This is a genomic window from Halorientalis brevis, from assembly GCF_023077655.1.
Genome location: NZ_JALLGV010000008.1, coordinates 299,467 through 321,739, shown reverse-complemented (window position 1 = coordinate 321,739; position 22,273 = coordinate 299,467). Strand labels below are relative to the sequence as shown.

Sequence of the window (22,273 nt, the reverse complement as noted above, 5' to 3'; positions counted from 1 at the left end):
CGACCCGGGACCGACCACGAGGCTTGCAGTCAGGCGAGGTCGGCACGCTCGAATCGCCAGTACCCCAGCGCCAGCGGGACGAAGGCCCACGCGAGTAACACCGCGAGCCCGAACAGTTGGAGCCGAAGCTCACCGAGGTAGCCGATAGACGGATCACCCAGGCTGGCGACGAACTCGCGGCTGTGGACGAAGTTCTGGATCGGGTTGAGTCGCTGGACGTACGGATACCACGCCGGCCACGTGGTCGGATCGATCTGGCTGATGCTCGCGGTTGACGCGCTCCCTGTGAGCGCGAGTGCCGCGAGCGGAAGTGCGATTCCCTGCCAGAGTTGGAACGGCCCGAACAAGAGAAAGAGGCCGAGCATGCCCGCGATCGCCTGCAGTCGTGAAGTGACAGCCGCGGAGACACCGACGGTCACCGCAGCCCAGACCGCACCGTAGGCCATCACGTACAGAGCACTCACCACGAACAGTGCGATGGGGAGGGTACCGTACACTGCGACGACGGCGATGCCGAGCCCGAGCGTCGTGATCAGCAACACGAGCGCGACGAGTGCGGCGCGCCCCAGCACTTTTCCGGCGACGAGATCGCGACGCGTGACGGGATGGCCGAACAGGACTCTGAGACTGCCGGATTCACGTTCTCCGACGACGGACCGGTACGCGGCGATCATGGCGAGCGGTGCGACGTAGTTCTCGAACGCACCCGGGAGCCACTCGGCGGCGTCCACTGCGCCGTCGATGAACGGGGAGTGCAACAGGCTGTGAAAACTCGGAACGGTCACGACGAGCAACACCAGGGTGAGTCCCCACAGCAGTTTCGAGCGGGCGGCGTCTTCGAAGTCCTTCGCGGCGATTGCCAGGACTGGCAACGTCATTCATGCACCTCCGGCGCAGCGGTCTCGTCCGTGTACTCGACAAAGACGTCCTCCAGCGTCGTTTCGTCGACGTCGATGTCAGTGACAGTCGCGCCCGCACGTTCGATCCGCGAGATGACGGTCGCTTTGACGCCCGGATCATCGCAGTCGATCCGCAGTGTGTCGTCGACGACGGTCACGTCGCTGACGCCCTCGACTTCCTGCACGGGACCCACGTCCGGAGCGTTGTCGACGGACACCACGAGCGTGGACGTCGACCCGGTCGCCGATCGAAGTCCATCGACCGTGTCGACGGTGACGAGTTCAGCGTCGTTCATAATCCCGACGCGGTCACAGACGGCTTCGACCTGGTCGAGAATGTGGCTGGAGAAAAACACCGTCGCCCCGCGGTCAGCCTCCTCGCGGACCAACTGACGCATCTCTTTTGCCCCCTGCGGGTCGAGTCCACTGGAGGGCTCGTCGAGGACGAGGAGGTCGGGTTCACCGACGAGCGCCATCCCGAGCGCGAGTCGCTGTCGCATTCCCTTCGAGAAGCCACCGACCGATCGAGCCGCGCTGTCAGCGAGTCCGACGCGGCGCAGAACGGCGTCCGGATCGTCGTCGGTCGCCGCCAGTTCGATCGCGAGTTCGACGTGTCGACGGGCCGAGAGGCGATCGTAGAGGTCGTACCCCTCCGGGAGAATACCGATCCGCTCGCGAACCGCACGCGGTTCGGTGCGTGGATCGTGCCCAAGAACGGTGAGTTCACCACTGGTCGGCCGGACGAAATCCAGGAGCATGTCGATAGTGGTGGACTTCCCGGCACCGTTCGGCCCTAAAAACCCGAACACCTCGCCGTCGTCGACACGCAACGTGAGATCGCGGACCGCAGTGAAGCCGCCAAACCGTTTCGTCAGCTGTTCAGTCCGGATCGCAGTCATGTGGTGAGAGACGAAATCCGAGGACTAGAAACCAGGGTTGAGTGAAAGACTCGTTTGAGTCATGCGGTACCACACGGGAGCGGCGCAAACCGAGCGAGCACAGACGGGCACGCGCGTCGAGATCCCCACAGAGTTGCCGTGGCGATCCTCAAACTCGACAGCGGTACGTCTAAGTGCAACTCGCAGGTACCACTCGGTCATGAGCGAACTCGGGAAGGTCGACAGGGAGTTTTTCGACGAGTACATTTACCCGCACCTCGGCGCCGACCGGGACGACGTCACGCTCGGGCCGCAACACGGCGTGGACTTCGGGGCGATCGAGGTCGCCGACAGAGCCGTCGTCATGGCGACCGATCCCGTGTTCGTCATGCCCTCGCTCGGGTTCGAGCGGGCGGCGTGGTTCGCCTTCCACATTCTCATGAGTGACGTGGCAGTCTCGGGACTGCCGCCGACGCACCTGTCGGTCGACTTCAACCTCCCGCCGGAGATCACTGACGCGGAGTTCGAGACGGTCTGGGAGACCTTCGACGAGGAGGCCCGAGACCTCGGCGTCTCCATCGTGACGGGTCACACCGCCCGCTACGCCGGCTGTAACTACCCGATGGTCGGCGGCGCGACCCCCATCGCAGTCGGCGATCCCGACGAGCTGGTCCGCCCAGACGGCGCACGCGTGGGCGACCGCGTCGTCGTCACGAAGGGGCCGGCCATCGAGGCGACTGGGCTGCTCTCGATCCAGTACGAATCGTTGCTGGAGGGCGAACTCGACCCTGAGACGATCCAGAACGCGAAAGACCGGTTCTACGACATGAGTCCCGTCAAAGACGCGCTCACGGCGGCGGCCGCGGGACCGGTGACGGCGATGCACGACGCCACGGAGTGTGGCATCTACGGCGGCCTCTTCGAGATGGGACGGGCCGCAGGCGTCCGGATCGACATCGAGACCGACCGGGTCCCGGTCCAGCCGGGCGTGATAGAAGCCTGCGAGTTCTTCGGCATCGACCCCTGGATCTCGATCAGCGAGGGAACGCTCCTGCTGACGGTCGATCCGGACGGGGTCGACGACGTGCTCGGTGCGCTTGCCGACGAGGGCATTCCCGCCGCGGACGTGGGCGAGGTCCGCGACGGCTCGGGACTCGTCGTCGACGGCGAGAACACCGACCATCCGGGCGCGGACCCGTTCTGGGCCGCGATGGAAGAGTACGCCGAGAAACTGGAATCGGCGGACGAATAGCGAGATCGTCGTGTCCGTCAGAACGGCTGAACCGATAGATCGACCGCAGTCAGCGCCAGTCCTGGACCTCGGTCACGGTGTCTGATTGAAACCACGACGTCGGGTCGCCCCGGTTATAGATGACGAGGTCGCCGTCGGCGGTTTCGAAGCTTGCAAACGATCCGTGCTGTTCGAGGTCTGAATCGACAGTCTGTTCTTCCATGGTCTTTCGTGCGCGGTGACGGGCAGCGCCGCCGAACCGCAGCTACTCGATTGGGAACGGTTCACAAACATAAGCGTTGCGTTGAATGTAGTCTAGAAATTGATTAGCATACTAGGCGATATTAGGGCACGTTGTTCCCCGCGGAATCGCCGGCAGACGCGGCGAATGCGGGGCGTATCGCCACCATCTTAGTTACTGCCCGCCCAGATAGCGGGTATGACCACACGCCAGGCTGCACCCGACCGACCGCCGGTTGCACTGACCATCGCTGGCAGCGACTCCGGCGGTGGCGCGGGCATTCAGGCCGACCTGAAGACGATGGAGGCCTGCGGCGCGTTCGGCACCAGCGCGGTCACGAGCGTCACCGCACAGAACACCCGGGGCGTCGAGAGTTCGCACCGCTTGCCTACGTCGGAAATCGCGGCGCAGATCGAGGCCGTCCTCGACGACTTCGACGTTCGCGCGGCCAAGACTGGGATGCTCGCGACGAGCGACGTGATCGACCTCGTCGGGGAGTACACCGGCCACCTGCCGGCCCTCGTCGTGGACCCGGTGATGGTCGCCGCGTCGGGCGACCGGCTGCTCGAACCGGACGCCGAGGACGCCTACGAGGACCTCGTCGCCGCGGCGACGCTCGTGACGCCCAATGCCGACGAGGCGGCCGTTCTGACCGGCGTCGAGCCCGAGGACGAGGCCGACTGCCGAGCAGCGGGTGAGCGACTGGTCGAGATGGGCGCCGACGCCGCGCTCGTCAAGGGCGGGCACGTCCCGGGCGAGGCCGTCGTGGACGTGCTCGTCACCGAGGAGACCGTCGAGACGTTCAGACACCCGCGCGTCGACACCGACGCCACGCACGGGTCGGGCTGTACGCTCTCCAGCGCCATCACCGCACACCTCGCACGGGGTGCGGACCTGACGGAGGCCGTCTCGTCGGGCATCGACCTGCTGGCCCGCGGCGTCCGTTACCCGCTCGACGTCGGCGAGGGACCCGGCAGCGTCCACCACATGGTCGAAGTCCGCAACGACGCCGCGAGAGACCCTACGGGGGAGGCCGTCGAAAGCGTCGTCGAGCAGTTCGTCGACCGCGACGTGCGCCGCCTCGTTCCCGAAGTCGGCATGAACGTCGTGGCCGCGACGCCCTACGCGGAAATGCCCGAAGAGACCGCTGCCGTCGAGGGCAGAATCACGAAGACGCTCTCGGGCGTCAAGCCGAACCGGGGCGTGCGGTTCGGGGCGTCGAGTCACGTCGCGCGCTTTTTGCTCTCGACCCGGGAGTTCGACGGCGACCTGCGCTTTGCGGTCAACTGCCGGTTCGACGACGAGGTGGAAGACGCACTCGGCGTCCTCGACGGTCCCGTCGCGGAGTACGATCGAAGTGCCGAACCGGCGGACGTGAAAGCCGAGGAAGGCTCGACGATGCAGTGGGGCGCACGCCGAGCGTTCCGGGCGGCCGACGGGACGCCCGTGGCCGTCATCGACCGGGGAGAGGTGGGCAAAGAAGCCATCGTGAAATTGCTGGCAGCGGACGCCGAGACGCTGACAGAGCGCGTCTTCAGCGTGCTCGACGAACTGGAATCGGACGAGTAGAGCCGTCAGACCATCACGACGACGAGTCCGGCCAGCGCTGCGACGCCCAGCACTGCGGTGACGCGCCGGCCGAGGCGGCGAGTCCCGAGAACCCAGGTGAGGCCGGCCTTGACGAGCGTGTTCGCGATAGCCGCGATGACGATGCCGGTCGTCGCCACGTCCGGCGAGACCGATCCTTCGGCGGCGAGTTTGCTGAGAGAGAGGGTCATGGCGTCGACGTCGGCCAGTCCGGAGAGGAACGCAGTCACGTAGATGCCCCGGCTCCCGAACCAGGCGTTCGCGTACTCCGAGACCAGCAGCACAGCGGCGAACAGGGCACCGAAAAAGAGCGCCGACCGGAGCCGGAAGGGATTGGTCATCTCGGTGTCGATCGCCTCGCTTTCGTCGGAATACCAGTAGAGCGCGACAGTGGCCACCGCGGCGACGACAGTCATCACGAGCATCGGGACCGCGGCGTGGGGGAGCAAGGCGGGATTGACCACGGCGACTTCGACGAGCGCCCGCGGGAACATGACGGTCGCGGCGATGACGGCTGCGACGCCGGCCACCCTGTACAGCGACGGGTTCTCGGCCGTCCGCTCGGCCATCGACACCGTCGTCGCCGTCGAGGAGACGAACCCGCCGAGGACGCCCGTGAGGATGATGCCGCGTTCGGTGCCGATCGCCAGCGTCAGGAGGTAGGCGACGAAGCCGAGTCCGGAGACGAACACGACCATCAGCCAGACGAACTGTGGGTTGAGTCCGCCGATGACGGCAAGTTCTCGGTTCGGGAGCACCGGCAAGACGACCAGCGTCACGAGGATGAGCTTCGCGACGGCGCGACGTTCCCGTTCGTCGATGCGGTCGGCCACTGCGTGGATGGGGTCTTTCGCAGAGAGCAGAACGGTCATCACACCCCCGACGACGACGGCGACGAGGAGTCCCTGCTCGGAGTGCATCGTCAGCGCACCGAGGAGGGTCGTCACCAGCGCCGCCATCACCGTCGTCAGCCCGACGTCGCCGACGGTCGCGATCTTGGCCACGTAGGCGACGGTGAGAGGGACTGCGAGCACAGCGAGCGCGACCGGGAGCAAATCGGGGAAGAAGGCCTGCACCACCGCCCCGTAGAGCCCGAACAGCGGGAACGTGCGACTGCCCGCAAAGGTGCCCGCGGACTCGCTCTGCTCGCGCTCCATCCCGACGAGGCCGCCGATCCCGAGCGCGACGAGCAGTCGGACCACGAGCGACAGCGTCGATCCCGAAAGCGACTCGAACATCTCTCAACTGGCTACTCGAAGCCGGTACGGGTCAATGTTCGGGGTGTGGACGGTGGACACGGAAGTCACAGGCGGCGCGGCGGTCCCGGCCGAAGCCGGGACTCCGCCGGTCCAGAGCAGGACAGACGGCGGCTCTACCGCTGTGGCAGCAGCACGCGCGATTCGCTCGCGCGCACGGTCACGCCGTCGGAGTCCCGCGAGTCGAGATAGAAGGGGTTCGAGACGCTGATCTGCAGGCCGAGTTCGTCGCCCTTCGAACAGAACCGCTGGAGCGTCGGGTAGCTGAACCTGATGCGGTTGGTTCCGGAATTGCCGATGCGGTACACTTCGCCCACGTCGTTGATGTTCTCGCCGTCGTGCTGAAGATTGAAGAACAGGCGCGCCTCGTCGCCGTGGACGTCGAACGAGAGGTCGAGTTCGGGGGTACCGACGACCTCGACGTCCTCGCCGACAGTCCAGGTGTACGTGACCTCGGTGTCGTGCCACCAGCTCCACTGCTCGATGGTTGCCTCGCCGTCCCTGCTCGCGGCGCCGAGGTCGTAGGCCCGTTTCGAGACGTCGGTGGGCGGCCACTCGGAATCAGTCCGCCACTCGTCGCGCTGTTTGAGGTAGCTCGTCGTCCGGGGCACCTCCGCGTCGGTGCCGCGGACGTGCTGGTCCATCCACGAGACCGCGAGGCCGTTCATGTGCTCGCGGGCGTCGAGCGGCACCGCGATTTCCTCGACGGCGTGGCCGCCCTCGTAGAAAGCCAGCCGCGTGTCGACGCCGGCGTCCTGCAGCTGTCTGTAGGTCCACAGCGCTTCGTTGGGCTTGAACAGCGTGTCGTCCCAGCCCTGGACGAGGAACGCCGGCGTGTCGAAGTCGTCTTTGGAGGCCACCGAGCGGTTCCGGAACGCCTGTTCGGCGTCGGCCGGAATCTCGTTGTTCCACACGGCGTCTTTGTACCACTCGTAGAGCCGGTCGGTGACCTGCGAATCGGTATCGCCGTCGGCCGTTCCGATAGTGCCCAGGCCGAGCAGGATGGTGAGCCAGCCGCTCTTGATGACGCCGTTCGGGGCCAGCGAGTAGGTGAGATCGTTCCAGGTGATCCGCGGCACGATGGCGTCGATGCGGTCGTCGGCTGCCGCGGCCTGGAACTGGATGCCGCCGGCGTACGAGACGCCGTCCATGCCGAGTTTCGGATTTCCAGTTCCCTCGAGGGCGACTTCCGGCCGCTTCGCCAGCCAGTCGATCAGCGCCTGGGCGTCTTTGGTCTCACGCGGGCCGTCGAGGCCCACGGTACCGTCGGAATTCCCGAATCCTCGCGAGTCGTACGTCAGCACCGTGTAGCCGTTCTTGGCGTAGGTGAGCGCCTTCGGAGCTGTGAGCGGCGACTGTCTGAACGCGCCCCAGCCGTGGGTCATCAGCACTGTCGGACGTGGCCCGCTCCCGCCGGGCACGTACAGCGTCGCCGCCAGCTCCGTGCCGTCCCAGGAACTGATCGTGTGGTCCGACGTCGACACGCCGAACCCCGACGCCGAGGCCGTCCCGGTTCCGAGCGCGAGTCCCGTCGCGGCGACCCCCGCCGACCGCAGTAGCTGTCGTCTGTTGACACCGCTCCCATCCCCATCGGTTTCGCGTACCATTGAACTCCCCAACGTTTGCAGTGTGCAGCCACTCGCCCCTATTTTAATTGCCGCGCATCCACGGAAATTTATATGATGGTCCGAGATCGGACGTGACCCGAGGGAGACTCCCGGCGTCGCACCCGTCGGCGGTGACGACCCGTAGCGTTTTACCCCTTGTCGGGCACACCCGAAGGTATGACAGAGGCGACGGGCATCGTGGGGGAGTTTCTCTCCCTGAAGGCCGAGACGGACGCGGACGTGTTGGCGATGCAGTGTGGGGACTTCTACGAGTTCTTCGACGAGGACGCCGAACTGGTCGCCGAGGAACTCGACCTGACGATCTCCCAGAAGTCGAGCCACGGCTCGTCGTACCCGATGGCGGGCGTTCCGCTCGACGACCTGACGCCGTATCTGAAGGCGCTCGTCGAGCGCGGCTACCGCGTGGCCGTCGCCGACCAGTACGAGACAGCCGACGGGCACGCACGCGAGATCACGCGGATCGTCACGCCCGGCACGCTCGTCGAAACGGGGGCCGACGACGCGCAGTACCTCGCAGCCGTCGTCAGCGATGGCAGCGGGAGCGACGAGCGCTACGGCGTCGCCTTCGCCGACGTGACGACCGGCCAGTTCTTCGTCTCCGGCCTGGACGGCGCGGACGCGACGGCCGAACTCGTGACGGAACTCTATAAATTCGATCCCGTCGAGGTGCTGCCCGGCCCGACCGTCCGCACCGACGACGTCCTGCTCGACCGCATCCGCGAGCGAACGGACGCGACGCTGACCTTACACGCCGCCGACGCGTTCGCGCCCGGCAGAGCCCGCCACACCGTCCGCGAGCAGTTCGGCGAGGAGACCGTCGACGCGGTCGGCATCGCCGACGACGAGGGAGCGATTCGGGCGGCCGGCGCAGTGCTCTCCTACGTCGAAGAGACCGGGCAGGGGGCGCTGGCAGCCGTGACCCGCCTGCAGCAGTACGGCTCGGGCGACCACGTCGATCTGGACGCGACGACCCAGCGCAACCTCGAACTCACCGAGACGATGCACGGCGGCACGGACGGCTCGCTGTTCGCGACCATCGACCACACCGTCACGAGCGCGGGCGGCCGCCTGCTCAAGGAGTGGCTCCAGCGCCCGCGACGATCGCGGACGGAACTGGAACGCCGGCAGTCGGCGGTCGCAGCGCTGACCGAGGCGGCGATGGCCCGCGAGGAACTCCGCGAGATTCTGGACGGGGGCTACGACCTGGAACGGCTCGCGAGTCGAGCGGCCTCGGGGAGCGCCGACGCGGGCGATCTCCTCCGTGTGCAGGGCACGCTGGACCTGTTGCCCCAGGCCGCAGACCTCGTCGCCGAGACGCCGCGGCTGGCCGACTCGCCGCTGGCGTCGGTGATCGAACAGCCGGACCGCGAGACGGGCGCGTCGCTCGCGGCCGAACTGGACGAGGCGCTGGTCGAGGACCCGCCGTCGACGGTCACGCAGGGCGGCCTGTTCCGGCTGGGGTACGACGAGGAACTGGACGAGTTGATCGAGCGCCACGAGGCGGCAAAGGAGTGGATCGCCACGCTGGACGACCGCGAGAAACGCGAGCACGGCATCACGCACCTCCAGGTCGACCGGAACAAGACGGACGGCTACTACATCCAGGTCGGCAAAAGCGAGACCGACAAAGTTCCCGACGAGTACGAACCCATCAAGACGCTCAAGAACTCCGAACGGTACACGATTCCCGAACTGGAAGAGCGCGAACGCGAAATCCTCCGGCTGGAAGAACAGCGCGGCGACTTAGAGTACGAACTGTTCGGAGAGCTGCGCGAACGGGTGGCTGCCCACGCGGAACTGCTTCAGGACGTGGGGCGGGCGCTGGCCGAACTCGACGCGCTGGCGAGTCTGGCCGCCCACGCCGTCCGCAACGACTGGGCCCGGCCGGAGCTGGCCGAGTCGCGCGAACTCGACGTCCGGCAGGGGCGTCACCCAGTCGTCGAACAGACCACGGAGTTCGTCCCGAACGACCTCCGGATGGACGACGATCGACGCTTCCTCATCGTCACGGGGCCGAACATGAGCGGGAAATCGACCTACATGCGCCAGGCGGCGCTCATCACGCTGCTGGCGCAGGTCGGGAGTTTCGTGCCCGCCGACGCGGCCCGGGTGGGGCTGGTCGACGGCATCTACACGCGCGTGGGTGCGCTCGACGAACTCGCCCAGGGTCGCTCGACGTTCATGGTCGAGATGCAGGAGCTCTCGAACATCCTCCACTCGGCCAGCGACGACTCGCTCGTGATCTTGGACGAGGTGGGCCGCGGGACCGCGACGTACGACGGCATCTCGATCGCGTGGGCCGCCACGGAGTACATCGTGAACGAGATCCGGTCCCGGACGCTGTTCGCGACGCATTACCACGAGTTGACGACGCTCGGCGATGAACTCCCGTCCGTCGAGAACGTCCACGTCGCTGCCGACGAGACGGACGGCGACGTGACCTTCCTCAGGACGGTGCGAGACGGGCCGACCGACCGGTCTTACGGCGTCCACGTCGCCGACCTGGCCGGCGTCCCGGAGCCGGTCGTCGACCGCTCGCGCGACGTCCTCGACCGGCTGCGCGAAGACGAAGCCATCGAGGTACGCGGGAGCGGGGGCAGCGAGGGCGGCGACACGACGCAGGTCGTGTTCGACCTCGATTCCGGCCAGTTCAAAGGCGACGAGCAGACGAGCGGCGAGACGCGCGTCGCGACCGACGGCAGTCCGAATCAGGCCACGTCCGAGGACGACGATCCCCGGCTCGATCCGGCGACCGAAGCAGTGCTCGACGAGTTACGCGACGTCGACGTCAACGAGACGCCACCGGTCGAGTTGCTGGCGAAAGTGCAGGAGTGGCAGGCGGAACTCGACGGCGAGTGAGTTAGCGGGGCGGCGCCACGACCACGGCCTCGTCTGCCACGTCGAGGTGGGCGGCCGCCGTCTCGGTGTGGGCCACGCGGGCCATCGACCGCCGCACGCAGTCCCCGAGATCCATCGCGTCGAGCACGGTCTCGAGAACGTCCGGCCCGAGGTAGACGACGGCCTCACCGCGCTCGGTCGTGATCCGCTCGGTCCGGTCGGCGCGCTCTGCGAGGGTATCGCGAATCGCCATCGCCTGTTCGTGCACGGCCGTGAGCAGCGAGTCGATGTCGTTGGCAGTGAGTGCGCACGGGTGTGACGTGTCCTGCTTGCGCACGCGAGCCGTCTCCGCGTGCTCTCGCGGCACAGGATGGGTCTGGGCGGTATTGCTCATACTGCGACACTTGCCGGTCGGTCGTTTAGTTCGACCGATCTGCGACGGGCAGGGAGCGGAAAACCGTACGCAGACTGTCGTCTCGCTGTGCTGACGCACGAGCGATTAATGAGGCCACTTGTGGGTCTAGGAACTATGTCCCTCGACGAGCTCCGGGAGTATGGGATGGAGTGGATGGACGACGGCGAGATCAAGAACTTCCTGTCGAGCCAGGGCGTGGGCGTGCTGGGCCTCCAGGCCGAAGAGGGGCCGTATCTCCTCCCGCTTTCGTACGGGTACGACGGCGAGTCGCGACTCTACTTCACCTACGTGATCGGGTCCAGCAGCCGCAAGCAGTCGCTGACGGCCGAGACGGAGACCGCTCGCTTCCTCGTGTACAAGGCCGAATCGATGTTCAGCTGGGAGAGCGTGCTGCTGAAAGGCTCGATCGAGGCCGTCCCGATGGACCAACTGGACGACCACGAAGCCGCCATGGAGAACGCCTGGCGACCCGACCTGTTCGTCTCCGGAGAGACCTCCGGCGGCGTCGAAGTGTATCAGTTCGAGATCGACGAACAGGTCGGCATCAAACACACCGGCCTGCCGCCGGGGTTCCGGCGCGAGTCCGACGAGACCGAGGCGGACTGACGTGCGGCCACCAGCTGATTAGTAGCAGGTGAATATATACGAGCCGAGCGACCAGGACGCGTATGGAGACGGTTTCGCTCTCGCGGTCGCTCGCAGCGCCGCCCGACGCCGTCCGGGCGGAGGTCCTGGACGTCGAACCGTTCATGCGCGCGGCCGGCTTCAGCACGGTCGAACGCGACGGGGAGGAACTGACGATCGGGAAGGGGTTCGCGATGGCCAGCATCGAACTGGAGCTGCGACTCCTCGACGACGCGGACGCGGTCCTGGCCTACGAGCAGCGCGACGGTATCTTCGAGGAGATGTGGACCGGATACACCATCGAACCGACCGACGACGGCTGTGAGATCACGGCGACCACGGAGTTCGCGCTCGACGTCGGAGGCGTGGGGGCGATCCTCGACGGGACGGTCATCAGGCGCCAGCGGACGAAGGAACTGACCGCCCAGTTCGACTACCTGGCAGCCGAGACCGGCGAGTGAGCCCACACCGACAGCGTCCATCAGTACGAGTACACCTCGTAGAAGGCGGCGAGTCCGCCGACGCCGAGGACGTACCAGTAGCTCGCCACGCGGTAGAGCAGCGCGATGGCCGCGGCGGACCCGGCGCTGAGCGGCGTGAGCGCGACGAGTAACCCGACGAGAGCGACCTCCACGCCGCCGAGGCCGCCGGGCGTCGGCACGAGGCCGGCGACGGTGCTGGCGGTCACGACGAACATGACGACCAGCGGGTCGAGCGTGACGCCGACCGTCAGGCCGGCGAGATACAGCGGGATCGTGAACAGGACCCAGCCGGTGACGCCGAGCGCGAGCGTGTAGCCGAGCAGACGCGGTTCGTCGGCGATCCGGTCCATCTCTTCGTAGAAGCCGTGAATCTCCTCGCGGACGGTCGCGACGTCGACGAAGGGTGTCCGTTCGAGCACCGGCGTGAGGAGAGCGACGAGCGAGTACGTGACGGTCGTTCGATAGCGCCAGGCGAGGTAGCCGCCGCTCCCGACGACGACCGCGACGCCACCGAGCGCACCCGCGAGCAGGTCCGCACGACGGGGGAGGCCGCCGCGGAATGCGAGGCCGAGACCACCGACGACGGCGAACAGGAAGTACGGGACCAGGTTGAGCAGGTCGGCGGTCGTCAGCGTCGCCAGGCTCTCGTGGTAGCTGATCCGATCGTCCGTCGAGAGGAGGTACGCGATCAGCGGCCCGCCGCCGGCCTTCCCCATCGGCGTCACGTAGTCGGCGAAGGTGCCGGCGAAGTACGTGACGACGAGCGACGGGAACGGAATGTCGACGTCGATCACGCAGAGCACTTCGTCCCACGCTTTCGCCCAGGCGGCGAGTCCGAGGGTGGTCGAGGCGAGCGCGAGCCCGAACCACCGGGGGTCAGCCGCCCTGAGCGTGCGAGCGATCGCGGCCCAGCCGACGACGGTCCCGAACAGGTACAGGAGCACCAGCGCGATGGCGAACCCGGCGCCGACCTTCGCGACCGTCCCGCCGTTGAACGCGTTCTGGGTGGCCATGCGGGTCGTCCATGGTACGACGTGAACGTCCTTCAACCCGGTCCCGGTCGGGGCGCCGGTCTGACGGCGAGTGGATGCCACCAACCACAGCACGTTTTTGCCCCTGGGGACGTTCGAGCAGGTATGAGCGAGGGGTCCATCCGGGAACTCGATCCGAAGACGGTCGAGCGCATCGCGGCCGGCGAGGTGGTCGAGCGACCGGCGTCGGTCGTCAAGGAACTCGTCGAGAACAGCCTCGACGCCGACGCCAGCCGCGTCGAGGTCGCCGTCCAGCGCGGCGGCAAAGACGGCATCCGCGTCACCGACGACGGGATCGGCATGAGCGAGGACGAGGTCCGCCGCGCGGTCGAGAAACACACGACCTCGAAGATCCGCGACATCGAGGACCTGGAATCCGGCGTCGCCACGCTCGGGTTCCGCGGCGAGGCCCTACACGCCATCGGCGCGGTCTCGCGCCTGACCATCAAGACCAGACCTCGCGGGGGAGACACGGGCACGGAACTCCGCGTCGAGGGCGGCGACGTGGCCGAAGTCAAACCGGCCGGTTGTCCCGAGGGGACCACTATCGAAGTCGAGGACCTGTTCTACAACGTCCCCGCGCGCCGGAAGTACCTCAAACAGGACGGGACGGAGTTCGCCCACGTCAACGACGTGGTGACCAGTTACGCGCTGGCGAACCCGGACGTCCGGGTCTCACTGACCCACGACGACCGGGAGACGTTCGCCACGACCGGCCAGGGCGACCTCCAGAGCACGGTGATGTCAGTCTACGGTCGCGAAGTCGCCAAAGGGATGGTCGAGGTCGATCCCGACGAGTCGGACGAGAACGACTCGAACCTGCCAGACGGCCCGCTCGAATCGGTGTCGGGGCTCGTCAGTCATCCCGAGACGACCCGCGCGAGCAACGACTACGTGACGACCTACGTCAACGGTCGGTACGTCCGCTCGGGGACAGTTCGGGACGCCATCGTCGACGCCTACGGCAACCAACTGGCGCCCGATCGCTATCCCTTCGCCGTGTTCTTCCTGGAGCTTCCCGCCGACACCGTGGACGTGAACGTCCACCCGCGCAAGATGGAGGTCCGCTTCGCCGACAGCGACGGCGTCCGGGAACAGGTCCAGACGGCCGTCGAAGAGGCGCTCCTCCGCGAGGGGATCGTCCGCTCGTCGGCGCCCCGCGGTCGGTCCGCGCCGGCACAGGCCGAGATCGTGCCGGAACGCAGTGACGACGCCGAGGGCGATGCCGAGACCGCGGGGACGGCGGGGACGGCGGACGCACCCGAGGCGGACCGACCCGACGAGCCGACCGACGCGGCCAGCACAGAGCCGGCACCGACGGACCCGCCCACCAGACAGCAGGACCCGATCGGCCCCGACGACATCCGGGAGACGAGCGGCGTCAGCGCGGCGAACGGTGGCGATGTCGCCGACCCTGCAGAGGCCAGCAGTGGAGAGACCGAAGTCTCGGACGCGAGCCCCCAGGCCGACCCCGGTGTCGAAGAACGAGCGGACGGATCGGCAGTCGACCGGCCGTCGACCAGCCCACCATCGACTGACGGGCCGGCGTCGCAGAGCTCCGATACGCGACAGTCCGAGGCCGCCGAGTCCAGCGGTACCGAGAGTTCCCACGAGCAGGCCGGTCGCTTCCGACCGGGGTCAGCACAGACGCGCCTGGGCACCGACGACCAGGCGGCGGTGGGCGGAGACACCGAGGCGTTCGATCGACTCCCGGCAATGCGAGTGCTCGGGCAGATACACGATACGTACGTGGTTGCCGAAACGGACGACGGGGTGGTGTTGATCGACCAGCACGCGGCCGACGAACGGGTCAACTACGAGCGGTTGCGCGAGCGCTTCGCCGGCGAGACGGCGACCCAGGCGCTGGCGAACCCGGTCGACCTCTCCGTGACTGCTCGGGAAGCCGAGCTGTTCACCGAGTACGAGGACGCGCTCGCGCGCCTGGGGTTCCAGGCCGAGCGCGTGGACGACCGGACGGTCGAGGTCCGGACGGTGCCGGACCTCGTGGCCGAGGCGGCTGGTCCGGAACTCGTCCGGGAAGTCCTTTCGGCGTTCGTCACGGGCGAGGCGGCGGCCGCCGAGACGGTCGACGCCGTGGCCGACGAACTGATCTCGGACCTGGCCTGTTACCCCTCGATCACGGGCAACACGTCGCTCACCGAGGGGTCGGTGCTCGCGCTGCTGGAGGCGCTCGACGACTGCGAGAACCCCTGGGCCTGTCCCCACGGCCGCCCCGTGCTCATCGAACTCGACCGCGAGGAGATCGAGTCGCGGTTCGAGCGCGATTACCCCGGGCACGGCGGGTAAGACGGTACGCAGCACCGGATTCCGTCAGTATAGGCCTGGTCGTGGCGCGCAAAATACTATTCAAAGACAACAAATCCACAGAGGTTTTGCTGTAAAGCATGGTCGCTGAATTGGTCCTCAGTTTTGCGCTCGGATTCGTCGTCCTCGTCGCAGCCTCGTACGTTGGAACGACAATGGCACTCAGAGGGTTCTTTGGACGAGAGTATTACAACCCAGAGAACCGACAGTTCACCATCTCAACCACCGACGGCCCCAGAGAGACAGGTGACGAGAATCAGTGACGACACTCAACTAACCACCAGCATCCGCGCGACCGCAGGGAGCGCGGTTCCCGGAACTCGCGCCGTGGCGCGAGTTCCGCCTTTTTCGCCCACGTCCGCAAGAGTGGAGTTCTTGCGAGGCCCACCAGAAATCTTCAATTTCTGGGGACGTTTTTCGAGGAGCGGTCGCGGCGAAGCCGCGACCCGACGAAGAAAAAGGTGGTTTGTCGTGAGAAACGGCCCCACGAACTAAGCCCCCCGTATGCATTTGCAGGGATATGACGGATTTAGTGACATTCGGGGAGACGGCGCTGCGGCTGTCGCCACCACAGCACGCACGGCTGGAGACGGCGGACCAGTTGAACGTGTGGGCGACGGGCGCGGCGAGCAACGTCGCGGTCGCGGCGAGCAGGCTCGGCACGGACAGCACGTGGGCCTCGAAGCTGGCGGACACGCCGCTGGGCAGGCGGGCGGTCTCGGAACTGCGAGGCCACGGCATCACGACGGACGTTAGCTGGGTCGAGGCGAGCGAGGCGAGACAGGGACTCACCTTCTTCGAGGCGGGGAGCACACCGCGAGACAGTTACGTCCTGGACGATCGGCACGGCACGGCGATCGAGACGGCCGAACCGGCCGAGCTACCGATGGACGACGTGCAGGACGGGCAGGCAGTGTTCGTCAGCGGTGAAACGATCGCTCTCTCCGAGACGGTGGAGCAGACGGCACAGGCGGTGCTGCGTGCTGCCGGCGGCACGTCGGTACTCGGCCTCGACTACCGCCCGGACCTCTGGTCGGCCAGCGAGGCGCGCGAGACGCTGACGGACATGTTCCCGGCAGCCGACGTCCTGGTGGCGAACGAGGACGACGTGCAGACGGTTCTGAAGCAGACGGGCGAAGCGTCTCAGCTGGCCCATCAGATCGGCTCGAAGTACGACTTCGAGACGGTCGTCGTCACCCAGGGCGAACACGGCGCGCTGGTCTGGCACGACGCGACGATCCACGAGAGCGACGCCGTCGAAACGCAGGCCGTCGAGACGACCGGCGAACACGACGCGTTCATCGGTGCGTTCCTCAGCCGCCGGCTGGCCGGTGACGGCATCAGCGACGCGCTCGCGCACGGCGTCGCGGCCGCGACGCTGACCCGTACGATCCCGGGGCCGGTCCCCACGGTGACGCCCGACGAAGTCGAACGTATCGTCGACGAACTCGACGAGGGGAGTCCCGGAAACGCGCGAGGGGCGCTCCGCTAAGCCCGAGCCCACCACCGACGGGGCGTCGACTGAGTGACACCACACCGAAAGTGACGCGAGGCCGATAGAGGTTTATGACATCCATCCGACGGTGTGGGTATGACGCGCACGACCGCTCTACTCCTCATAGTCGTCGTCTTGCTGTCGGGCGTCCCGATGACAGCAACCGCACAGACGACACAGGATGTGACACTGACAATTTCCGTAGTCGATCGGGACGGCGACCCGGTCGCCGATGCAGGCGTCGAGGCCACCTGGGACGGTGGCAGCGCGACGGAGACGACGCGCTCGAACGGGCAGGCGCTGATCGACGTGCCGTCGGGTGCCAACGTCGAGATCGACGTGACGAGCGGCGAGTACATTCGGAACACCGACTACGACATCGAGAGCGCCAGTGCAGGTGACGTGGAGATCACCGTCGCCGAGAAGGGATCGGCGACAGTCGAAGTGACGAACGAGCGCGGAACGCCGGTCGAGGACGCCTGGGTGCGCCTCTGGCAGGACGGGACCCGCGTCGTCAACGAGCGGACGGACGAGAACGGCGTCCACGAGACCGACGCCATCGAGCAGGGCGAGTACCACCTGTTCGTGTTCAAGGAGGGGTACCTGCGCAACGACACGATGATCCAGGTCGACGGCGACGCGAGTGAATCGCTCAGCATCGAGCAGGGGTCGGTGACAGTGACGTTCAACGTCACCGACGACCACTTCGAGTCCGCCAGGCCGCTGGAGAACGCCAGCATCGACGTCAAGGGCGTCGCGACGGGCGTCCAGACCCTCGGGAACGGGGAGAACACGCTGAGCGTGCCCGTCAACAACGAGTACGACGTCTCGATCACGAAACAGGGCTACGAGACGGCGAGCGAGGACCTCAACGTCGACGAGGAGCCGACGAGCCTCAACGTGAACATCAAACGAACGCCGGCGATCAGCATCGATTCGCTGGCCGACCGAGTCGTCGTCGGCGAGAACGTCAGCATCGACGTGACCAACGAGTACGGCACGCCGGTCGAGAACGCCTCCGTCACGGTCGACGGCGCCAGCATCGGGGAAACCGACGCTAACGGGGGACTCACGTTCGCCGTCGACAGCCAGGGCGAGCACACTATTCAGGCGACGGCCGACGACCTCGTGGCGACCGCGACGATCGAGGGGATCGATCCCAGCGCGAACAACGGCGAGCAGACGGCCACCGCCGGAACCGACGGCAGCGACGGCAGCGGCCCCGGCTTCACCCCACTACTAGCGCTCGTCGGTGCGCTCCTCGCCATCGCCGTGCTCGCACGCCGCTGACCGGGGCCCGGTTTGCTGTGAGGAACTGTGACCCACAGAGCGGATAGAAGCCCGATTTAACAGGGATCGGCGGCAAGTCCCGGTATGGCAGACGCCGGAGCGAGTGCGCGACGAGCCGACGAGGAGCTCGGAGCGCTCGCGACGATCCGACAGTTTTTCGCGCTCGAACGGGACGTGCTCGTGCTTTCTGTCGCGATGTTCTCCTTTTCCCTGGGCTTCCAGATGACCAGTCGCTACCTGCCCCGCTACATGAGCCTGCTCGGGGCCGGCGGCGTGGCGATCGGCCTGTACGGGAGCGTCGGGAACCTCATCAGCGCCGTGTACCCGTATCCGGGCGGCGCGCTCTCGGACCGCATCGGGTCACGGGTCGCGCTGACGGCGTTCGGCCTCGCCTCGACCGTGGGCTTTCTCGTCTGGCTGGCCGCGCCGCTGTTCGGTACCGTGACGGTCGGCCCCACCAGCGCGGGACCGTTCGACGTCGAGGCGATCGTGCTGCCGGTCGGGGTGTTCCTCGGTCTCTTTCTGGCACAGACCTGGAAGTCCTTCGGGCTGGGCGCGACCTTCGCCATCGTCAAGCAGAGCGTCGCGCCGGACCACCTGGCGACCGGGTTCGCCAGCACCGAAACCGTGCGCCGGACTGCCTTCCTGATCGGGCCCCTGCTTGCGGCGGCCCTCATCGCCGCCCTCGGGTTCGACCGTGGCTTCCAGGCGGTGCTGGCGGTCGCAGCCGCCTTCGGGTTCGTGGCGACCGCCGTCCAGCATCGCCTCTACGACGCGAGCGGGGACTCGTTCGGAAAGTCCTTCGAAGGAATCTCGCAGGTCGTCGCGGACCTCCGGGGGATGCCCGAGGAGTTACCCCCGCTGCTGCTCGGAGACACGCTCGTCCGCTTCGCCAACGGCATGGTGTACGTCTTTTTCGTCATCGTGGTCACCGAGTTCCTCGCGGTCAGCGTCACGCTCCCAGTCGTCGGCTATCTCTCGCCCGACGCCCTCTTCGGCGTGTTGCTGGCCGTCGAGATGGTCGTCGCCCTGGTGAGCATGGTTCCAGTTGCCCGCCTGGCCGACCGCGTGGGGCTCAAACCCGTCGTCGCGATCGGATTCGCCGTGTACGCGCTCTTTCCGATCCTGCTCATCAACGCGCCGGCGAACCCCTGGATCGTCGGCCTCCTTTTTGCGTTCTCGGGGCTGCGTTTCGCCGGCCTCCCGGCCCACAAGGCGCTCATCGTCGGCCCCGCAGAACAGGACACGGGCGGGCGCGTCACCGGCGCGTACTACCTGATTCGAAACACCGTGACCATCCCGAGCGCGCTGGTCGGCGGCTGGCTCTACAGCGCGTACTCGCCGGAACTGGCCTTCGGTGCGGCGACGGCGGTCGGCGTCGTCGGGACGGCGCTGTTCCTGGTGTTCGGGAAACGATTCACCATCGAGGACGCGAACGGCACCGCGTGACGGCTGGTGTCCGGACAGTAGTTAGCCGCCGCCGGCCGTCCGGAACCCGCCGTCGACGACCAGTCCCTCGCCGGTGATCCAGGAGGCCTCTGAGGAGGCGAGAAAGAGAATGGCGTCGGCGATCTCCTCGGCCTCACCGAGGCGTTTGAGCGGGTACCCCTCTTCCATCTTCTCGCGAGCGGCCTCGGGATCGTCGTAGCTCTGGAACATCTGCTGGACCATCGGCGTGTCCGTGAAGCCCGGACAGACCGTGTTGGCTCGGACGCCGTAGGGACCTGCCTCGGCGGCGACGGCACGGGTGAAGTTGAGGACCGCTCCCTTCGTCAGCGAGTAGGCGGCCTGCTTGGGCAGTCCGAAGATCGACGCGAGCGAGCCGACGTTGACGATCGCGCCGTGACCCTGGTCTTTCATGATCGGCAGCGCGGCGTGACAGCCGTTCCAGACGCCCTTGATGTTGACGTCGATGACGTAATCGCGCATGGCTTCGCCCACGTCCTCCATGCTCTGGGGCGGATGGCCGGTGCCGGCGTTGTTGACCACGACGTCGAGGCCGTGCTCCTCGGCGGTGGCCTCGATCATCGCGTCGAACTCCTCGGCGTCGGTCACGTCGAGGCGATGCGATTCCGCCCCGCCCGTGTCGAGGTTCTCGATCTGTTCGACGGTCTCCGCTGCGCCGTCTTCGTCGACGTCGGTGACGATGACGTACGCTCCCTCCTCGGCACACCGGAGGCTGGTCGCGCGGCCGATCCCCGACCCCGCCCCCGTGATGAACACTGTCTCGTCTTCGAGTCGCATGCGACGACCGACGGACGCCAGCACAATAAATCTACCAGTAATAGCATATCTCCGAATATAGTTTCCAGAATTAGCCAAAGTGCTGTGTCTCGCTACCGAATTTGTCCTAACCCCGAATGCCAAGGAGTGCCACCGCGAGGAACGCGAGCGTCGCGAGCGTGGACGTGAATCCGGGGCCGTCCGCGGTGGTCGTCTCTGTCTGCTGAGATTGTTGGGCCGCAGTCACAATGGTAGACGTTCGCGACGTTGACGGTGAGGCGGTTGGTGACGCGGCGGGAGGCGTGCTCGTCGTGGATTCGGTCGGCGTCTCCACCGAGACCAGCGCTGCGTCGGTAACGAGTGACCCGTTCAGTGCCGCTGGACCGTCGGTCACAGGATACCCGGCTCGCCGTGCGTCCGGTCCAGTCGCCGGGAAGTCGAAGGACTCGTTGTCGTTGGTGTCGAGGTGCGGGACCGCAACGAGCGTCCGGTTCTGATCGAGAGACGAACGCAACTGTACGGTGACGTTCTCGTGTTCGCCCGGTACGAGGTAGTCGCTGACGCCGACAATACGATCACTCGCCAGGCTCCGATTGATCCGCGTTTGAACGCAACCCTGGGAGGCGTCCCGAGTGGCGATCTCGTCGACGACCGACGCCGGGTACAGGACGACGAAGCCACCGCCACCAGTCATCGCTCTATCGAGCGTGACGGTTCCGTTCTGCACCGACTGGGGATCGAACCGAACGTCCGAAAAGGCCGCTGGCGTGTCTGAACCGATCAGTCCCTCTGCCGTCGCCCCCGGAATCGTCGGGACCGATACCTCGAACGTCACGTTCGTCGGCAGATCAGCGTCGACGATCGCTTTCACTGACTGCTGGGTGTCGACGACAGCGGTCTCCTGTATGGGATACGTGGGATCGCTCCCGTTCAGTCGGATCGGCAACTCTGTCCCGGGTGCAACCGAGGTCTGTCCGGTAATGAGATGGCAGCGGAACTGCCCGCCGAGTCTGATGACGTCGCCCGAGCCGGTGTCGAACCGGAACGTCCGATTGACGAGTCGGAACTCGGCGCTGGCCCGGTATTGCGCCGAGTCATTGATGGAGAAGCTCGCGTTATAGATCATCCCCGAGATATCGGACGGGATCGGCCACCCCTCGAAAACAATTCTGTCGTGCTTCATCGCCACGTAGAGGGTGTCGTTGCCCTCGTCCGGGACGACTCGCAGTCCGTCGTTCGCTGCGGTTTCGTGGACGTCCAGGTATGGGTCGTCCGCCATCCCAGACATGTTCACGTTGTACATTTCCAGATTGAACTCGTCAGATCGCGTTTCGAGGGCGACGAACGCCTCGGTAGCGTTCTGACTGCTGTTTCGCTCCCGTCGGAGTGCATCGACGGCGCGTGGCGACTCGACAGCGAAGACGACGACGTCCTGCTTGGCAACAGTGCGACTCCGCGTGAGCGTCCCGTTCTCGATAGCATCGTGGACGTCCCGAGTGGTGCGTAGCGAATCGAACTGCGACGCTGGCGCGGTCCAGACCGACATCTCGACCGATTCATTCGCCGTGGTATTGGAGCCGTTCTCCGTCACCGTGGCGCCCCCAGCGGGAACGAACACGGTCGACGAGAGCGCGAGTGTGAGAGCGAGCACCGACAGTACCAGGATGCGACCGACAGGTGACCTCGAGTTCATAGCTATCTGAAGGAGGGCCGACGCGTCCACCGGCCAGCGGGGATCGTCCCCGGCCAGGGTTCGTCAGCAGTCGAAACGGGTGTTTGTAATGATAAAATTCTTCTGTTCTAACCATTACGCCACCGGTTTCACGAACA

18 protein-coding genes are annotated in these 22,273 nt (G+C 66.5%); 9 read left to right on the top strand and 9 right to left on the bottom strand.

Annotated features, from left to right (window positions below):
• Nucleotides 1-29 precede the first annotated feature (29 nt).
• The gene (locus tag MU553_RS19630; protein ID WP_247380826.1) at nucleotides 30-878 is read right to left on the bottom strand and encodes an ABC transporter permease subunit; all 849 of its coding nucleotides are present in this window, start codon (nucleotides 876-878) and stop codon (nucleotides 30-32) included.
• A complete protein-coding gene (locus MU553_RS19625; RefSeq protein WP_247380822.1) occupies nucleotides 875-1,798 on the bottom strand; it encodes an ABC transporter ATP-binding protein in 924 nt (307 codons plus the stop codon). Before MU553_RS19625 ends, MU553_RS19630 begins: the two co-directional genes overlap by 4 nt.
• A 199-nt stretch (nucleotides 1,799-1,997) precedes the next feature.
• Here MU553_RS19625 and MU553_RS19620 point away from each other — a divergent pair, with 199 nt between their 5' ends.
• Nucleotides 1,998-3,029 (top strand): AIR synthase family protein, encoded by a 1,032-nt coding sequence (locus MU553_RS19620; protein WP_247380820.1) that lies wholly within the window; start codon nucleotides 1,998-2,000, stop codon nucleotides 3,027-3,029.
• Nucleotides 3,030-3,078: 49 nt separating this feature from the next.
• Here the strand turns inward: MU553_RS19620 and MU553_RS19615 are convergent, their stop codons facing one another.
• On the bottom strand, nucleotides 3,079-3,231 hold the full coding sequence (locus MU553_RS19615) for a hypothetical protein (RefSeq protein WP_247380818.1): 153 nt from the start codon (nucleotides 3,229-3,231) through the stop codon (nucleotides 3,079-3,081).
• Between the two features lie 216 nt (nucleotides 3,232-3,447).
• Between MU553_RS19615 and thiD the strand changes: the two genes are divergently transcribed.
• On the top strand, nucleotides 3,448-4,818 hold the full coding sequence (gene thiD / locus MU553_RS19610) for a bifunctional hydroxymethylpyrimidine kinase/phosphomethylpyrimidine kinase (RefSeq protein ID WP_247380815.1): 1,371 nt from the start codon (nucleotides 3,448-3,450) through the stop codon (nucleotides 4,816-4,818).
• A 5-nt stretch (nucleotides 4,819-4,823) separates the two neighbouring features.
• Here thiD and MU553_RS19605 read toward each other — a convergent pair whose 3' ends face one another.
• Both MU553_RS19605 and MU553_RS19600 read right to left on the bottom strand, forming a co-directional pair.
• Nucleotides 4,824-6,074 (bottom strand): MgtC/SapB family protein, encoded by a 1,251-nt coding sequence (locus MU553_RS19605; protein WP_247380812.1) that lies wholly within the window; start codon nucleotides 6,072-6,074, stop codon nucleotides 4,824-4,826.
• A gap of 134 nt (nucleotides 6,075-6,208) precedes the next feature.
• On the bottom strand, nucleotides 6,209-7,699 hold the full coding sequence (locus tag MU553_RS19600; protein WP_247380809.1) for a CocE/NonD family hydrolase: 1,491 nt from the start codon (nucleotides 7,697-7,699) through the stop codon (nucleotides 6,209-6,211).
• 177 nt (nucleotides 7,700-7,876) lie between these two features.
• On the opposite strand from MU553_RS19600, the gene mutS reads away from it, so the two are divergent.
• Complete coding sequence (mutS, locus tag MU553_RS19595) at nucleotides 7,877-10,579, top strand: DNA mismatch repair protein MutS (RefSeq protein WP_247380806.1); 2,703 nt, start codon at nucleotides 7,877-7,879, stop codon at nucleotides 10,577-10,579.
• 1 nt (nucleotide 10,580) lies between these two features.
• On the opposite strand, the gene MU553_RS19590 is transcribed toward mutS, so the two are convergent.
• On the bottom strand, nucleotides 10,581-10,952 hold the full coding sequence (locus MU553_RS19590) for a hypothetical protein (protein WP_247380803.1): 372 nt from the start codon (nucleotides 10,950-10,952) through the stop codon (nucleotides 10,581-10,583).
• A 135-nt stretch (nucleotides 10,953-11,087) separates the two neighbouring features.
• Here MU553_RS19590 and MU553_RS19585 point away from each other — a divergent pair, with 135 nt between their 5' ends.
• Complete coding sequence (locus MU553_RS19585; RefSeq protein ID WP_247380800.1) at nucleotides 11,088-11,579, top strand: pyridoxamine 5'-phosphate oxidase family protein; 492 nt, start codon at nucleotides 11,088-11,090, stop codon at nucleotides 11,577-11,579.
• A 62-nt stretch (nucleotides 11,580-11,641) separates the two neighbouring features.
• Nucleotides 11,642-12,058, top strand: coding sequence for an SRPBCC family protein (locus MU553_RS19580; protein WP_247380796.1), 417 nt, complete (start codon nucleotides 11,642-11,644; stop codon nucleotides 12,056-12,058).
• 20 nt (nucleotides 12,059-12,078) lie between these two features.
• On the opposite strand, the gene MU553_RS19575 is transcribed toward MU553_RS19580, so the two are convergent.
• Nucleotides 12,079-13,092 (bottom strand): lysylphosphatidylglycerol synthase transmembrane domain-containing protein, encoded by a 1,014-nt coding sequence (locus tag MU553_RS19575; protein WP_247380793.1) that lies wholly within the window; start codon nucleotides 13,090-13,092, stop codon nucleotides 12,079-12,081.
• Between the two features lie 123 nt (nucleotides 13,093-13,215).
• Here MU553_RS19575 and mutL point away from each other — a divergent pair, with 123 nt between their 5' ends.
• The 4 genes from mutL (at nucleotide 13,216) to MU553_RS19555 (ending at nucleotide 19,669) form a co-directional block, all read left to right on the top strand.
• The gene (gene mutL / locus MU553_RS19570) at nucleotides 13,216-15,417 is read left to right on the top strand and encodes a DNA mismatch repair endonuclease MutL (protein ID WP_247380791.1); all 2,202 of its coding nucleotides are present in this window, start codon (nucleotides 13,216-13,218) and stop codon (nucleotides 15,415-15,417) included.
• A gap of 538 nt (nucleotides 15,418-15,955) precedes the next feature.
• The gene (locus MU553_RS19565; RefSeq protein ID WP_247380788.1) at nucleotides 15,956-16,927 is read left to right on the top strand and encodes a sugar kinase; all 972 of its coding nucleotides are present in this window, start codon (nucleotides 15,956-15,958) and stop codon (nucleotides 16,925-16,927) included.
• Nucleotides 16,928-17,026: 99 nt separating this feature from the next.
• On the top strand, nucleotides 17,027-18,220 hold the full coding sequence (locus tag MU553_RS19560) for a carboxypeptidase-like regulatory domain-containing protein (RefSeq protein ID WP_247380786.1): 1,194 nt from the start codon (nucleotides 17,027-17,029) through the stop codon (nucleotides 18,218-18,220).
• Between the two features lie 84 nt (nucleotides 18,221-18,304).
• Nucleotides 18,305-19,669 carry an MFS transporter gene (locus tag MU553_RS19555; protein WP_247380784.1) on the top strand — a complete coding sequence of 455 codons (1,365 nt, stop codon included), beginning with the start codon at nucleotides 18,305-18,307 and terminating at the stop codon, nucleotides 19,667-19,669.
• A gap of 21 nt (nucleotides 19,670-19,690) precedes the next feature.
• On the opposite strand, the gene MU553_RS19550 is transcribed toward MU553_RS19555, so the two are convergent.
• Nucleotides 19,691-20,464: an SDR family NAD(P)-dependent oxidoreductase gene (locus tag MU553_RS19550; RefSeq protein WP_247380782.1), complete on the bottom strand. Its 774-nt coding sequence runs from the start codon at nucleotides 20,462-20,464 to the stop codon at nucleotides 19,691-19,693.
• A gap of 106 nt (nucleotides 20,465-20,570) precedes the next feature.
• A complete protein-coding gene (locus tag MU553_RS19545; protein WP_247380781.1) occupies nucleotides 20,571-22,136 on the bottom strand; it encodes a DUF7282 domain-containing protein in 1,566 nt (521 codons plus the stop codon).
• Nucleotides 22,137-22,273: the final 137 nt, after the last annotated feature.

Bases quoted from the DNA above. Each gene is read 5' to 3' on its own strand.
- MU553_RS19630 (WP_247380826.1), bottom strand. From the start codon at position 878: ATGACGTTGCCAGTCCTGGCAATCGCCGCGAAGGACTTCGAAGACGCC.
- MU553_RS19625 (WP_247380822.1), bottom strand. From the start codon at position 1,798: ATGACTGCGATCCGGACTGAACAGCTGACGAAACGGTTTGGCGGCTTC.
- MU553_RS19620 (WP_247380820.1), top strand. From the start codon at position 1,998: ATGAGCGAACTCGGGAAGGTCGACAGGGAGTTTTTCGACGAGTACATT.
- MU553_RS19615 (WP_247380818.1), bottom strand. From the start codon at position 3,231: ATGGAAGAACAGACTGTCGATTCAGACCTCGAACAGCACGGATCGTTT.
- thiD (WP_247380815.1), top strand. From the start codon at position 3,448: ATGACCACACGCCAGGCTGCACCCGACCGACCGCCGGTTGCACTGACC.
- MU553_RS19605 (WP_247380812.1), bottom strand. From the start codon at position 6,074: ATGTTCGAGTCGCTTTCGGGATCGACGCTGTCGCTCGTGGTCCGACTG.
- MU553_RS19600 (WP_247380809.1), bottom strand. From the start codon at position 7,699: ATGGTACGCGAAACCGATGGGGATGGGAGCGGTGTCAACAGACGACAG.
- mutS (WP_247380806.1), top strand. From the start codon at position 7,877: ATGACAGAGGCGACGGGCATCGTGGGGGAGTTTCTCTCCCTGAAGGCC.
- MU553_RS19590 (WP_247380803.1), bottom strand. From the start codon at position 10,952: ATGAGCAATACCGCCCAGACCCATCCTGTGCCGCGAGAGCACGCGGAG.
- MU553_RS19585 (WP_247380800.1), top strand. From the start codon at position 11,088: ATGTCCCTCGACGAGCTCCGGGAGTATGGGATGGAGTGGATGGACGAC.
- MU553_RS19580 (WP_247380796.1), top strand. From the start codon at position 11,642: ATGGAGACGGTTTCGCTCTCGCGGTCGCTCGCAGCGCCGCCCGACGCC.
- MU553_RS19575 (WP_247380793.1), bottom strand. From the start codon at position 13,092: ATGGCCACCCAGAACGCGTTCAACGGCGGGACGGTCGCGAAGGTCGGC.
- mutL (WP_247380791.1), top strand. From the start codon at position 13,216: ATGAGCGAGGGGTCCATCCGGGAACTCGATCCGAAGACGGTCGAGCGC.
- MU553_RS19565 (WP_247380788.1), top strand. From the start codon at position 15,956: ATGACGGATTTAGTGACATTCGGGGAGACGGCGCTGCGGCTGTCGCCA.
- MU553_RS19560 (WP_247380786.1), top strand. From the start codon at position 17,027: ATGACGCGCACGACCGCTCTACTCCTCATAGTCGTCGTCTTGCTGTCG.
- MU553_RS19555 (WP_247380784.1), top strand. From the start codon at position 18,305: ATGGCAGACGCCGGAGCGAGTGCGCGACGAGCCGACGAGGAGCTCGGA.
- MU553_RS19550 (WP_247380782.1), bottom strand. From the start codon at position 20,464: ATGCGACTCGAAGACGAGACAGTGTTCATCACGGGGGCGGGGTCGGGG.
- MU553_RS19545 (WP_247380781.1), bottom strand. From the start codon at position 22,136: ATGAACTCGAGGTCACCTGTCGGTCGCATCCTGGTACTGTCGGTGCTC.